General features: G+C 49.4%; 12 protein-coding genes and 1 tRNA gene. 9 read left to right on the top strand and 4 right to left on the bottom strand.

Translation table 11 applies throughout. The features are described from left to right. Positions 1-3: 3 nt before the first annotated feature. From ACFX4O_RS15860 to ACFX4O_RS15895, 8 genes are all read left to right on the top strand, one after another. A complete protein-coding gene (locus tag ACFX4O_RS15860) occupies positions 4-2,328 on the top strand; it encodes a type VI secretion system Vgr family protein (protein WP_380210859.1) in 2,325 nt (774 codons plus the stop codon). Continuing rightward, positions 2,328-2,828, top strand: coding sequence for a DUF4123 domain-containing protein (locus tag ACFX4O_RS15865; protein ID WP_380210860.1), 501 nt, complete (start codon positions 2,328-2,330; stop codon positions 2,826-2,828). Before ACFX4O_RS15860 ends, ACFX4O_RS15865 begins: the two co-directional genes overlap by 1 nt. Further along, positions 2,822-3,166, top strand: coding sequence for a hypothetical protein (locus ACFX4O_RS15870; protein ID WP_380210862.1), 345 nt, complete (start codon positions 2,822-2,824; stop codon positions 3,164-3,166). Before ACFX4O_RS15865 ends, ACFX4O_RS15870 begins: the two co-directional genes overlap by 7 nt. Further along, positions 3,166-3,936, top strand: coding sequence for a Tox-REase-5 domain-containing protein (locus tag ACFX4O_RS15875; protein ID WP_380210864.1), 771 nt, complete (start codon positions 3,166-3,168; stop codon positions 3,934-3,936). The genes ACFX4O_RS15870 and ACFX4O_RS15875 overlap by 1 nt, the downstream gene beginning before the upstream one ends. Beyond that, a complete protein-coding gene (locus ACFX4O_RS15880; protein ID WP_380210866.1) occupies positions 3,933-4,649 on the top strand; it encodes a hypothetical protein in 717 nt (238 codons plus the stop codon). The genes ACFX4O_RS15875 and ACFX4O_RS15880 overlap by 4 nt, the downstream gene beginning before the upstream one ends. A gap of 561 nt (positions 4,650-5,210) precedes the next feature. Beyond that, positions 5,211-5,444 (top strand): hypothetical protein, encoded by a 234-nt coding sequence (locus ACFX4O_RS15885; protein WP_380210868.1) that lies wholly within the window; start codon positions 5,211-5,213, stop codon positions 5,442-5,444. A 134-nt stretch (positions 5,445-5,578) separates the two neighbouring features. Beyond that, positions 5,579-6,028, top strand: a complete 450-nt coding sequence (gene tssE / locus ACFX4O_RS15890) for a type VI secretion system baseplate subunit TssE (protein ID WP_380210870.1) — start codon at positions 5,579-5,581, stop codon at positions 6,026-6,028. Positions 6,029-6,704: 676 nt separating this feature from the next. Next, positions 6,705-8,114, top strand: a complete 1,410-nt coding sequence (locus ACFX4O_RS15895) for a VasL domain-containing protein (RefSeq protein WP_380210872.1) — start codon at positions 6,705-6,707, stop codon at positions 8,112-8,114. A 456-nt stretch (positions 8,115-8,570) separates the two neighbouring features. On the opposite strand, the gene ACFX4O_RS15900 is transcribed toward ACFX4O_RS15895, so the two are convergent. Continuing rightward, positions 8,571-8,646, bottom strand: a tRNA-Phe gene (locus ACFX4O_RS15900). Between the two features lie 105 nt (positions 8,647-8,751). Beyond that, on the bottom strand, positions 8,752-9,468 hold the full coding sequence (locus ACFX4O_RS15905) for a DUF554 domain-containing protein (protein WP_380210874.1): 717 nt from the start codon (positions 9,466-9,468) through the stop codon (positions 8,752-8,754). A gap of 399 nt (positions 9,469-9,867) precedes the next feature. On the opposite strand from ACFX4O_RS15905, the gene ACFX4O_RS15910 reads away from it, so the two are divergent. Then, on the top strand, positions 9,868-12,003 hold the full coding sequence (locus tag ACFX4O_RS15910; protein ID WP_380210876.1) for an ornithine decarboxylase: 2,136 nt from the start codon (positions 9,868-9,870) through the stop codon (positions 12,001-12,003). A 38-nt stretch (positions 12,004-12,041) separates the two neighbouring features. Here ACFX4O_RS15910 and ACFX4O_RS15915 read toward each other — a convergent pair whose 3' ends face one another. After that, on the bottom strand, positions 12,042-12,734 hold the full coding sequence (locus ACFX4O_RS15915) for a response regulator (RefSeq protein WP_131408629.1): 693 nt from the start codon (positions 12,732-12,734) through the stop codon (positions 12,042-12,044). Continuing rightward, positions 12,724-14,361 carry a sensor histidine kinase gene (locus ACFX4O_RS15920; RefSeq protein ID WP_131408627.1) on the bottom strand — a complete coding sequence of 546 codons (1,638 nt, stop codon included), beginning with the start codon at positions 14,359-14,361 and terminating at the stop codon, positions 12,724-12,726. Before ACFX4O_RS15920 ends, ACFX4O_RS15915 begins: the two co-directional genes overlap by 11 nt. Between the last annotated feature and the right edge of the window lie 34 nt (positions 14,362-14,395).

The raw sequence follows: 14,395 nt of genomic DNA on the forward strand, positions 1-14,395 counted from the left end.
ACAATGGCGAAGGATAACTGGCTGGCGCTGTTCGACGGGCAAACCCGTTACACGCTTGAGATAAACGACAGTCGGGTAAAACCGGATGTGCTGAATTTTTATGGCCGCGAAGCACTGAGTGCGCCAGCGAAATGGCGTATTGAGTTCACCACGTCGCAAAGCGATGTGTCGGCAGAAGATGTACTGCTGAAATACGCCACGCTGCGCATGCTCAGTGGACGGACAGTCCACGGTGTGATTACGGCGTTTGAATGGCTGGGCTCGACCGTTGACCAGATGCACTATAGCGTGACGCTCTCATCCCGCCTTACGCTGCTCTCGCATACCCAGCGCTGTGCGGTATACCAGAACCTTTCCGTACCTGAGCTGGTGGAAGATGTGCTGCGTAAACATGGTCTGGAAGGTACGGATTTTGAGTTTCGTCTGGAGAAGCGTTACCCACAGCGCGAGCTCATCACCCAGTGGCGTGAAAGTGATCTGCAATTTATCCGGCGAATTCTTTCAGAAGTCGGTATCTGGTTCCATATCGGGGGGAATGAGGTCACCGGGCTGGACACGGTGACCTTTGCCGACGACCAACAGTTCTACCAGTCTGGTAAGCATTTGCCGTATGAAGAGCCGTCTGCGCTATATGACAGTGCAGCCGAATCAGTATGGGGGCTGCGCACCTGGCATAACACGGTGACCGGACTGGTGCGCACGCGGGACTATAACTACCGCAAGGCGGGCATACCGTTGGATTCTGCTGTCACCGTCAGAAACAATGTCACCACCATCGGAGAACACTACCGCTATGCCGCGCCACACCTTGAGGCTGGCGACGACGGTACCGTCGAACCAGAAATCGAAAGCGGAGCGTTCTATGCCAGACTTCACCACGAACGCGAACTGAATAAATCGGCCAGACTGCACTTGTTCAGCAACGCAGCCGGACTGATACCGGGCATGGTACTGGAAACGGACGGCAGCAACCTTAACGACCTGAACGACGGCCTGCTTATTACGTTTATCACCTATCGCGGTGCCCGTGACACGCGGCTGCATGTGTCGGTATGGGGAATGCCATACAGCGAACAGTTCTGTTTCCGGCCATGGAAGGAACCCCGGCCACAAATCCACGGCACGCTGCCGGCGCGCATTGAAAGCCAGGAGACGGGCGATATCTATGCCTGGCTGGACAAGCAGGGGCGTTACCGGGTGAAAATGGACTTCAGCCGTGAAGATGCAGAGCCCGGCTACAACTACCTGTGGATACGTCAGGCGAAACCCTATTCCGGTGATACTTATGGCTGGCACACGCCGCTGACTGACGGCACGGAAGTCGGAATTGCATATGATGACGGGGATATTGACCGCCCGTATATCGCCCACGCATTCCACGATTCAGAACACCAGGACATCGTTACCCGCGATAACCGCAGCCAGAACATTCTGCGCACGGCGGCAGACAACGAACTGCGAATGGAAGACCAGCGCGGGCAGGAGCATATTGCACTCACTACGCCATTCGGCGGCACACAGCTCAACCAGGGCCATATTGTTGATAAGCAGAGCAAACGGCGGGGCTCCGGTTTTGAACTCAGAACGGATGAATACGGCGTCATCCGCGTGGCAAAAGGGCTGTTTATCACCGCTGATGGTCAGCAGAAGGCGGCAGGTGAGGTACTGGACATGGAAACAGCGCTGAAAGAAATCGACGTTTGCCAGCAACAATTGAAAGGCCTGGCCGCCGCCGCTGAGCAGACGCAGGCACTTGAAGCCGATATCGCCAGCCAGAAAGCGATGTTCGACCAGCGCCTGAAACCGCTGAACGAGATGATTCATTTCCATGGCCCGCAAGGCGTTGCCTTCACTAGCGGCGAACATATGCAACTGACTGCTGGTCAGAATGTGGCAATGAATGCGGGTGGAGATTTCAACAGCGGTGCGATGGGTAACACGGCAATTCTGGCTGGAGAACGTGTCGGTCTGTTCGCGCGTACGGGTTCACTGACGCTGAACGTCAGTGAAGGGCCGGTGCAGATTCAGGCCCAAAACGGCGCAATGCACTTATCCGCAGAGCAAAAGCTGAGCCTGATATCAGCGAGCGACATGCTGTTCGCAGGCAAGAAAAAGGTGACGCTGATCGGTGGCGGCAGCTATCTCATCATCGAAGACGGGAAGATAGAGTACGGCACAGATACGACGTATACGCGGAAGATAAAGCGTACTGCGACAAGCGGACCAGCTACGCTGCCATTTCAGGCTGTGGCGGGCAGCGGGATTTGCCTCAGTTGTTTAATGAAGGCAGCGATGAACGGCGATACGTTTGTTATCAGGGGGGATTGATGGATATGAGTTTCGCTCTTGCAGGTCAGGAGTTAATCGCTTCGACGAGAAATTCGCTATTCGCATTGGTTGATGGCCTTCAGTTTGAGCGTCACTTTAATTTTGCGCTTCAAACCACGAATAATGCAGTTCTACCTTTATTTGATAAATACCCTGATTCCCGGATTGCTTTTGCAGGGCCCTGGCTGATTGATATGCACAAGGCTATGGCACTCAGAGGAAAGTTAACAGAGCTTGAACAACACCTGCCAGCTGTTTCATGGATTTTATCTGCATTATCACTTCCAGAGTTACTGGTACATTTACAACAGTGCATGAATGCTGAAATGCCTGATGGACGGATCGCTTTGGTACGATTGCAGGATCCCAGAGTTCAGATCCAGCTTGGTGAGCAACTGGATGAAATGCAGCACCGTGAAATAACCAAGAATATCGCTGAATGGTATTCCAGTGTGCATAGGCGCGTTTATTCCCTGAAGCAAAAGGAATTCATATGCTGAAATTTACGAAAGCGCAGTGTAGCCAATTCAATAAAATGGAAAATGATGGTTTTGTGCGCGATATTGCGAGAAATCTAAAGAAGATATATCCGGGAGTTAACGAACCGGACGAGACTCTCATTATCCGGCTGGGAAAAGCGCTTGATTATGCGAACATACTTCCATTGAAAGTAATAAATGTGAAGCGAGATTTTTTAATGCTGGAAGCATTCTATCCCGGTTTTTACCTTAAGCCCGAAGTGGATAAATGGCTTAGAACGCCAAACGGATATTCAGCTGATCAGCGGGTGGAGGATTATAAGCATGTGATGGTAAACAGGGAAAGGAGGGAGCTCTGATGGTCATGATCCCACCAGTGATAAGCGGGGGCATGGGAGGCGCTGCTGCCGGAAGCGTCGGACTAGCAGGAAGTTCAACCGGTACGGCAACATTTCCTGGCTCATGGCGTAGCCATGATAGCTGGGAAGATGCAGATATGTCTTACTCTGATTCAGGAGATATGCAGTCTCAGAGTCACGGAGGGTTTGACTTTCAAGGAAAACCATATAATCCCATGCTACATGAGCCGATGATGGTCGGCACCGAAACGCATGGTGGCTTCTGGGAAGATGATATGGATTATTCAGAATCGGTGATCTATGAGGGCGTAGAGGTCGAAGCCGGTGCGCAGGCAAATAATGATGAAAATACCTGCGAGAATTGTCCACCAGACGGGAAGGTTTTACCTATTATCAGGCGTTGTTCACGCTGGAGTGAGGTGACGATTAACTACCAGACGAGAATCTGTGGCACGTTTTATAATCCAGAAACCAAACAAATCCAGGAATTTAAGTACTGCGGTGTATCGTTTGATGGCTGGAAAAGTAAGTTATGTGAATTCTGGGAAGCTAAGGCGCGGTATGATCAGTTTTTTGATGCTTTTGGAGATCCAAAAGGTTGGTGGAAAGGCTATAAAAGCGGTCTAAGCCAAGCGTCCCGCCACCAAGCCGTAGCAACGATCAATCAGCCACTGAATATTGTGTGGGCTTTTATGCAACCAGTCAGTTATCGTTATTTTTCAAAGATGTTTAAAGGTTTTAAAGATATTATTGTAAAGTGGGTTCCATGATAAGAATTACCGCAAGTGTTTATTACGAAGATGCAGGGGTACCAACAATAGAATCATGTCTTGATGAATTATTTTATGTGTCTACTCTAATCGATTCTTTGTTGGGTACAAAAAAATGTTGGTATGAAAAAGGATATTCGCGAAAGCAAGCGTTAGAACATGTGGTGTTTAACCACGGGGAAGCTGACTCAGCGACTATTGATAAGTGGCGTAATGAAATTAGAAAAGATTATCCATTAATTATAGCGGGTGTGTGGGATGGCGAGGATGATAGTAAAATATGCTCAATAAATTATATAAAAAAACACTTCGAAAATCCAAAAAAAATAAATTTGGATATTAGTATGACCTGCCCTAAGTCAAATATAAGTACAAAGCGAGTTCTTGAATTTATGACATCTTTGGTTGGCAATAAATCTAGTGCATTTGCAACTATTAATACTAATGGGTATTGGAATAATGCAAGGAATGTATTCCCTGATAGAATTTGTGTGGGCTGGATGATATATGTGCCAGCGCGAATACAACCAGAGCTAATCCCAGAGGCAACAGAGATAGTACCTGTTGTGATTTCTGAAAAATATAAAGGAACAATTATAGTATCCATAGAAGATATCTTTGATGGAAGAAATAAAAAACATATCAGTAAAGCTAACGACATAGAAATAAAGCTTCTTGATCTTGGTTTATTACCATTGATGACAGAAATTTAAATTTACTCGCAGTGCCTCGTTTACCATCAATGCCGACGTGTGCTCGGCTAATGTACTGTCGTACAACAGCGCAATGCGATTGTACTTTGAACCGAAACTAAGGCCGCTATTGGCGAGCGACATGCTGGACGTGGGCAAGAAGAAGCGAGGCTGATGGAGGTGGGAAGTATCTCTTCATCGAAGACGAAAAGATAGAGTATGGGACGAATACGACCTATAAATCAGGTTTCTCGCCATTAAGCGACTGCAACTGTAAATCCACCCGAAATTAAAGTGTCCTGGAAGCCAGGTTAACAGGGCAGATTGGCGGGATTATATTTGGAACTGCAGGGTATTTTGGTGCAGATTGGATGGCGGATTACATTAATGAAAATTAATTCCTTGAATTTTTTTAGGAAAAATAATGTGCTGCAGAATGATTTTCTCGTTGAAAAATTTAATGCCATTTCTAAGAATACATCCTTATATCCATTGTTTTATCTGTGGAGAAAGATAACGTATATGCGTACTCGGCTCGATTTATGATAAAACCAAAGGATCTAACAGTTGTTGAGCAAGTGATTGAATCATTTTTTTCATAGAAAGTTAACGGAAGAGAAAAAAATTGCAAATCATGATAAAGATCTCATTTGCTATAAATTTAAAGAGTTTGAACAGGTCATCGTAAGGTTGATCACAAATGATAATAATTTTATAGCCTGCCTTTGTGAAAAAGGCTTAGAACCTCCAGGGCCAGAAAATTTATTTCCAGATAAAGACCTTGGTTCTTATGGTGGCTTGCAAGGAGATATGTAATTTTGGTTGGATGTATACTGGCGACCTTATTGGAATAATTTAACGAGGGATGGGAAACTCAATATTTTGAACGAAATGATTTTTTTGCAGATACCATTCAATTTCTTAAATGTCATCATTAGTTAATAGTAAATATGAAAAATAGTTCACCTTCATTATACGAAACTCTTTTCGGAAATTTCACTGGCGGCCTTGAACTCCATCAGGTCAATGAACAAAACCAAGTGATTTTGTCTGTACTCGATAATATGCAACGTATCCTCAATTGTCGCGCCGGGACGCTGAAGCATCTGCCGGATTACGGATTACCGGATATGACAAAATTTCTTCAGGGCATGCCGGGTACCGCCCATCAGCTGCTGCAGACGTTTTCTGAGGTGCTGATCAAATATGAGCCGCGCCTGAAAAAAATAACCGTTGTTCTTCTCGACCAGGAAATCCCTGGTGAACTGCGCTATGCCATTGATGCTGAACTCAACGGTATTGGCCTGGTACGCTATGGCACAGAGTTTATGCCTGAGGGCCGTGTTTTGCTTCGACATCTTAAACATCAGCAGTATCTTGATGACACTGAAAAAATATAACTCGTTAAATCTTAAAAGATTTTCCAATAGAATGCACATGACGACACTTAATAATTATCTATTATTAATAAAAATCACGGAAATATATAAATATAATGTGTTGTGGCTAATATAGGAAATGAAAAAATAATAAATATATTAATTTTATGAGTGGGTGGGGAGTTTTTTATACCTCTTGAGAATTATTGGTTTTACTTTTTGAATTCTTATCTTGAAAGCAGTGGCACTGCGAAAAATATACATGTCAATCGTGATTGACATGGGTGTTTATGTCGTGATGAAGGAATGAATTCCTTGAGGTTATTATGTTGTGCAGGTATTGTGACTAATTCTTTTACCTCCGAGCTGGCGTTGCGTTTTAACTATTTTGAATGGCATGTTCATCAATTGCTGCTTGGTCAAGTGTTAACTATTTTAATGGTGTGCCTGAGATAATGAACATCATTTAATGATTGTTATTTTATAAAATATAACCATGACGCTTCAAATTGCAGGTGCATATCCGTGGGTGAACTAAGCTGGCTGATACCTTTTATTAAATCGCTACTGCATCCTGAATTTTATATTGCTAACCTGGCAGCGCGACAGTATCTGTAATGTCTCGAATATGCAGAAAATGAAGTCGCATAAAAAATATTCTTCCACCGTTGTAGACACATCAGATGGATATCTGGTCATGAATGACATTTCCCCCCGTAAAATCAAAACCGGTAGCGACCCGCGTACCCTGCCGGATTATGCCACCTTGCGCGATGAGCTGAGCAAGCTAAGCCATCCGGCACGCCCGGACGTGAACTGGCGATATGTAGAAAAGCTCTGTCTTTCACTATTTGAGCAAAATGGTGTGGAGCTGCAGACGGTCGCCTGGTACACGCTTACCCGAACGCAACTGGCCGGATTATTCGGTCTGAATGAGGGCCTGGCAATACTGGAGGCCCTCATAAGTCATCAGTGGGGAGCGCTCTGGCCGCAGCCTGTACACGCCCGCATGGAAATTCTCAGCAATCTGAGCCAGCGCCTGCAGCAACGGATGCGCGCGCTAGCGCTGAACTACAGCGACCTCAGCCAGTTGTATCGAGCGGAGCAACTACTTACGAGTCTCGGCGCGGTGCTACAGCGCCTGGAGCTTAAACATCTCAGTCAGTTCGACACATTGCGTACGCTGATACACAACAGTGCCATCAAGCTGGAAAACAGTGATGATGTATCTGGCTCAGGTGCAACCATTCAGACGGGTATCATGCTGCCTGCGACAGTAATGAATGGCGCGGGAGTATTAAGTGATGCTCTGCCTGGCATTCCTGTGACAGAAAAGAATGAACCAGCCAACACGGCAAAGTGGGTTTATGTGGCACAGCCCGAACATCAGCCGAATGTGGATGTGCTGGCGGCGATACCGGTACAGGGTAAAAAGTGGAAATCCTTTGCCGCCGGGATGTGCTCTATGCTGGTGATCAGTGCGGCAACGGTGTGGGGTTGGCATGTCTTACATCGACTTGACCCGTTGCAGGCTCAGCTTGCTGCATCGCTGGCACCGTTACCCGCAACACTCACCTCCGTGCAACTGGAGACATTGCATCGGCAAACCCCCATATCGCAACCCTTGATCGCAGACACGCAGCAGCAACTCATGCGCTTAGGCCAGTTGCCACCTGACTGGAATATTAACTACAGCCGTCAACTGGTAGAACAGGCTCAGTCGCTCTGGCCCGAACAAGCTAAACCACTGGTACAGCAGTGGCTTCGGCAAGTAAACATTGCAAGTATACCGACAGAAAATCTGAATGGCTGGCATCAAGGGATGACGAAGTTACAGCAACTGAGTAACCAACTGAGTGGGCTGGATGGGCACAAGGGTAAGTACATGACGGTCAGTGAGCTGAAGTCATCCGTCTTTGGCATGATGACCAGCTTTCAGCAGATTGAACCGACGGAGGAACAGCTTCGTCAGATTCATCTTTTGCCAGTCGGCTCTCCTCTGCGGCAGCAACGCATCCGGCAACTGGAACAGCATCTCCGGTCACAGATTTATACACTGGGGCAGATTAAAAACAGCACACCTGTAACGGAGTTGCTGCACGAATAATCGGCAAATCACAGCACCCTCTGAACGAGTAAAGAAACAACTTTTGGTGAGGATAATTATGGCCGGTTCCCCATACAGAAGATTGCGCCACATTTGGCAGAGTTATAAGTACCGTCACGTGCAGGAAACGGTGTAGCAAGAACGATCTCTTGCCCGTGGTTGGAGATGAGCTTACTGCACTTATTTTGGGTCAGGGTCAATTTGGCCGGGAGCTCAAAAAGCGCATGGAACTGAGGCGGGCTATTTAGAGTATCTCTTAAAGCAAAAAAAGCCTTTTGCGCGAGTTCTTCAGAAATAGTCGTGCCCGACTCAGACCCGCAAGGAGTTGAACAGCGCGCTTGTCGCGCTGGCTCCGAAGGGGGGAGCCGCTTGCGGCGAATATTCGAACGCAGTTCGATGGAGAGTCCGCATCCCCAAAAGCAAAAACCCAGCCATAGGCTGGGTTCTCTGAATAAGTGGTGCCCGGACTCGGAATCGAACCAAGGACACGGGGATTTTCAATCCCCTGCTCTACCGACTGAGCTATCCGGGCAACGGGCCGCATTAAACCTGATTCGCTGCGCTCCGTCAACGAAATTTCTTCAATTCGTTGCGGACTGCACAATCTATCACCACTTTACACATAATGCACGTTCGCTCAGGCAAAAAATGCTGTCCACAGGGCAGAAATCGGCATCGCAATCACCAGTGCGGGTAGCATATTCGCCACGGCAAACATCTTAATGCCGCAGATGCGCAACCCGGTTGCCAGTAGCAAAATGCCGCCAACGGCGGTGAAATCATCCATCATTGCGGGCGTGGTCAGCGGCAGGATCAGCGTTGCGCAGGTGGCGAGGGTAAGCTGGATAATCAGCATCGGCACGGAGATCATCGCGACAGCAAAACCGAGTGAAGTGGCGAAGATCACGGCGGTAAAGAAATCGAGAAAAGCTTTGGCGATCAGAATACTCGGATCGCCGGTCATCCCTTCACGCATGGCGCCAAAAATCCCGGTACCGCTGGCGCAGAACAGAATAATGATTGCCACCAGGCTCTGAATAAACGACTCGTGAGCGCTGTTGGCATCACCGTCTTTGCGTTTTTGCAGCAGGTTTCGTAGCGCGTTGACGCCACCGCTGATGCCGCGCTCAACATAACAAAGCTCGCCAATTAACGTACCGACCAGCGTGGCGAGCACCATTACGGGCAAATTCACGCATTTGATCACCAGCAAAATACCGAGACCCAGCGACGCAAGACCGAAAATCGAAGGCATTGAGGAACGGATGCGCTCGGGCAGGCGGTGGCTGAGCAACGCGCCAAGGGTACCGCCAATCAGTACCGCGGCGGCGTTAATAAAAGGACCTGTAAGCACGAGTCACTCCTGTGTTTCATATAACTGAATAATATACCGCGTAGAATAGCATTTTTATGCGCAACCACGCCCGGCCTGGTTGCGCCTCTTTGGGAAAGGTGACATGATTGCGCGAATTTTATTCCACCTAACGGGAGCTGTCTGATGACGTACATCGCCGCTGTTTATCATTCGCTTTGCACCTGCATACAGTCGGCTGCCCGTGTCATTTTACCCCATACTTTTCTCACCATGCGGTGAGGGTAACGCACGCTCACTGTAGGACAACAGTAAGATCAGAAGCTGTCTGCTTTTACTGATGTCTGGCGGTCGGAGCTGGTTCCAGTCAGACACGTTCGTTGGGCGAGGCAACTGCTTTGTCCGGGGTCTTTTACTCCCCTGAAACGGGTATTCGTGCTTATGAAATCAATGAAAATTGCCGTCAGCCGCGAGCTGATATCTGCGCTTTCCACCCACCGCGAAGTGGTGACGCTGGAGAGTACCGATTTTACGGATGTTGCGGCAGTCGTCATGACATTAGCGGAGAGTCGCAGCGGCATTCTTGCGTTGCTCAAACGGACGGGGTTTAACCTGCCGGTTTTTTTGTTCACTCAAGAGCCGGAGACCACGCCGCAAGGTGTGACAGCGGTGATCGGCGGTAAAGATCAGGATTGGCTGGAGCTGGAAACCGCTGCCTGTGACTATGAAGATAATCTGCTGCCGCCATTTTTCGATACGCTGCGCCAGTACGTCGAAATGGACAACAGCACGTTTGCCTGTCCTGGCCATCAGCACGGTGAGTTCTTTAAAAAGCACCCGGCGGGTCGCCAGTTTTACGAATTCTTCGGCGAGAACGTATTTCGCGCCGACATGTGCAACGCCGACGTCAAGCTTGGCGATTTGCTGATCCACGAAGGTTCGGCCAAACATGCGCAGAAGTTTGCCGCGAAGGTGTTCAACGCCGATAAAACCTATTTTGTGTTGAACGGCACTTCTGCCGCCAACAAGGTGGTGACCAACGCGCTGTTAACGCGTGGCGATCTGGTGCTGTTCGATCGTAATAATCACAAATCCAACCATCATGGCGCCTTGATCCAGGCCGGTGCAACGCCGGTCTACCTGGAAGCGGCGCGTAACCCGTTTGGTTTTATTGGTGGCATTGACGATCACTGCTTTGATGAAACTTACCTGCGTGAGCTGATCCGCGAAGTCGCGCCGGAAAAGGCAGATCAGCCGCGCCCGTTCCGTCTGGCGGTGATCCAGCTTGGTACTTACGACGGCACGATCTACAACGCACGGCAGGTGATCGACAAGATCGGCAGCCTGTGCGACTACATTCTGTTTGATTCGGCCTGGGTAGGGTACGAGCAATTTATCCCGATGATGGCGGACTGCTCGCCGCTGCTGCTGGAGCTGAACGAGAACGATCCGGGCATTTTTGTCACCCAGTCGGTGCATAAACAGCAAGCCGGGTTTTCACAAACTTCGCAGATCCACAAAAAAGATAACCATCTGCGCGGGCAGGCGCGTTTTTGTCCGCATAAACGGCTGAACAATGCCTTTATGCTGCATGCGTCAACCAGCCCATTTTACCCGTTGTTTGCCGCGCTGGACGTTAACGCCAAGATCCATCAGGGCGAGAGCGGGCGTCGTCTGTGGGCAGAATGCGTGGCGCTGGGCATTGAAGCGCGCAAAGCGATCATCGCTAACTGTAAGATGATCAAACCTTTTGTGCCGCCGGAAATCGCCGGGCGACCATGGCAGGATCACCCGACAGAAGTGATCGCCCGCGAGCGGCGCTTCTTCAGCTTTGAGCCGGGCGATAAATGGCACGGTTTTGAAGGTTATGCGCACGAGCAATATTTTGTTGATCCCTGCAAGCTGCTGCTGACTACGCCGGGCATCGACGTGGAAACCGGGGAATATACTGAGTTTGGCATTCCGGCCACCATTCTGGCGCACTACCTGCGTGAAAATGGCATTGTGCCAGAGAAGTGCGATCTCAACTCGATCCTGTTCCTGCTGACGCCGGCTGAAAGCGCCGAGAAGATGGCGCAGCTAGTGGCGATGCTTGCCCAGTTCGAACAACATATTGAAGACGACACTCCGCTGGCTGACGTGCTGCCAACCATTTTTAATAAATATCCGGTACGTTATCGCGACTACACACTGCGTGAGCTATGCCAGGAGATGCACGATCTTTACGTGAGTTTTGACGTAAAAGATCTGCAAAAGGCGATGTTCCGCAAAGCCAGTCTGCCAGCAGTAGTAATGAACCCGCAGGATGCCAATAGCGAGTTTATTCGCGGCAATGTTGAGTTGGTGCGTATCAGTAAGGCGGAAGGGCGCATCGCTGCCGAAGGCGCGCTGCCCTATCCACCGGGCGTGCTCTGCGTGGTGCCGGGAGAAGTGTGGGGTGGTGCGGTGCAGCGCTATTTCCTCGCGCTGGAGGAGGGGGTCAATCTGCTGCCGGGCTTTTCACCGGAACTGCAGGGGGTTTATTCCGAGACCGATACCGACGGCATCAAGCGCCTGTTCGGTTATGTACTGAAGTAGTTTTTTGGCCCCTCATCCAGACGCGATGAGGGGTAGTCTCATGCGGCAACGCGGCGGTACATACGCCTCGGGTGACCAATTTTCCCGTACTGCATCTCCACCGCCAAAAAACCGGCTTCCACACAGTGTTCAAGATAGCGTCGGGTAGTGGTTTTACTTAGCCCCGTTTCGTTCACCACTTCATCGACGGAGAAACAGCGCGCGATCTCGTCGGCAAACAGCTTCTGAATCAGCGCCAGTGTACTCTCTTCAATACCTTTACTGCCGTTATCCTGGCGGAAATTCTTTGCCTGTAACTGGTAAAGCGAGTCCACATTCTGCTGGTCGACAATTTTCCACACCCGTTGCTGCTCGGCGAATTGCACAAAGCGCTCCAGCGACTGGCTCAGCCGCTTCCACGACACGGGTTTGAGAATATAATCGAACGCGCCATTGCGGATCGCCTGGCTACAGGTGTCCATATCGCTGGCGGCGGTAATAAAAATTACCGAGCAGTTTGCCTGAATAATCTGCGGATCGTTGATAAGGGTAATGCCTTTACCATCCGGTAAGTAGTTATCCAGCAAAACTAGTTGCGGCTGCGTGTTGCTCAATAATTCGCGCGCTTCGGCAAGTGACGAGGCAATACCAACCAGGCGCAGGCGTGGGTGTCTGCTGACCAGTTCCGCATTAAGCTGCGCAAGCGTGTTTTCATCTTCTACTATCAGCACGTCTATCAGTTCATGTTGCATAATTCTGATCTTCCAGGGTCGGCACGGGACGCAGTACGTTGCCCGTTTCAGGAATAAACAAAGAGAAAATCGTGCCGCGAGGCTCGTTAGCGGAGACCTCAATCGATCCGCCCACTTGCGTAACATAGCTGGCTATCAGGTACAGACCGATACCGTGATCGCCACTGCGCTTGGTGGTCATCCCGCGTTCAAAAATGTGATCGCGAATCGACGGGTCAATACCGATACCGCGATCCGCCACTTCAATAATCAATTCCCGTTCGTTCAGCAAAATCAACACTTCCACTGGTTCATGCGGCAACGCGGCACGCTGGGTCGCTTCAATGGCGTTATCCAGCAGGTTGCCGATGATCGAGATGATTTCCGCTTCACCCAATAACCGACATGGTCTGTCCATCTGACACAGGGGATCAAAGGCCAGTTCTACACCTTTTTCACGGGCGCGCGCCGCTTTACCCAGCAGCAAGCCGCACAGCGTCGGCGAGCTAAATCGCGAAGAGATAAAGTCCAGCAGCTCCTGTGCATGCTCTGACTGTGCCTGAATGTAACGCACAGCTTCATCGTAGCGCTCCATATGCAGCAGCCCAGAGAGCGTGGTCATTCGGTTCAGTTGCTCATGGCGCATAACGCGCAGGTTATCAACATAGCGTTTCACCTGGCTTAGTTGCGCACTCAGCGTATCTATCTCGTTGCGATCGCGAAAGGTGATCACCCAACCCTGCAATTTATCTTCCAGCATGATGCGCACCCGGCTGGCGATGACTGTCAACTGGTTGAAGCGGCAAATCTCGTCGTGTGTGTCATTTTCCAGCATGACCGAGCGTACGAAAAATGGCACCGGGGAGATAACCTCACTTATATTTTGCCCTCGCAGCGCGCGAGTCGGCTGGCTTAACCCCAGTAATTTACGGGCTGCCTGATTGATCACTTCGATGCGCAGATCGCTGTCGATAGCGATCACCCCTTCGTAGATCGACTCCATCATCGCCTTCTGTTGGCGCACCAGCAGGCCAATTTCCCGCGGCTCAAGGGAGAAGATCTGTTTTTTAATGCTGCGGGTAAAGAACCAGGAAAAGATAAACAGCGCCGCCAGCAGCAATACAGCGGCAATAAAAATATTAATCACTTTACCGAGCGTGATGGTATCGAGATAACTGGTCAAATACCCCACCGACACAATCCCAATGACGCGCCCGGCATCATCAAAAATCGGCGCTTTACTGCGTAACGAAATACCCAGCCCGCCTTTGCGGATAGTGGTGATGCTTTTTCCGCGCAACACCTCGGTATTATCGTCACCCACTAGTGTTTTTCCGACCACATTAGAATGGACTGAATGAAATAAATGCATGCCTTTGTCATCGCCAATAACAATAAAGCTTGCATCGCTATGCGCTACTACTTTGTGCATAAATTGCGTGATGGCTCGAATATCTTTCTCGGCAACCGATTGGCGTAAATTCGGAATAATCGCTATTTCCTCGGCCTGTATTTTTGCCCGTGCGCTCATTTCCTGATATAGCTGGCGACCAACATCCTTGTAATAATAAATGCCAAGCAGCACGAACAAGCCGGAGAAGAAAAGCACCAGCGAAATAAAAAGTTTGATTTGAAAGGATACTTTCATGACGGTACGCACGGCAGCCAGCAAAGCGCCAATG

The sequence above is a fragment of the Kosakonia sp. YIM B13571 genome, assembly GCF_042788095.1.
GTDB lineage: Bacteria > Pseudomonadota > Gammaproteobacteria > Enterobacterales > Enterobacteriaceae > Kosakonia > Kosakonia quasisacchari.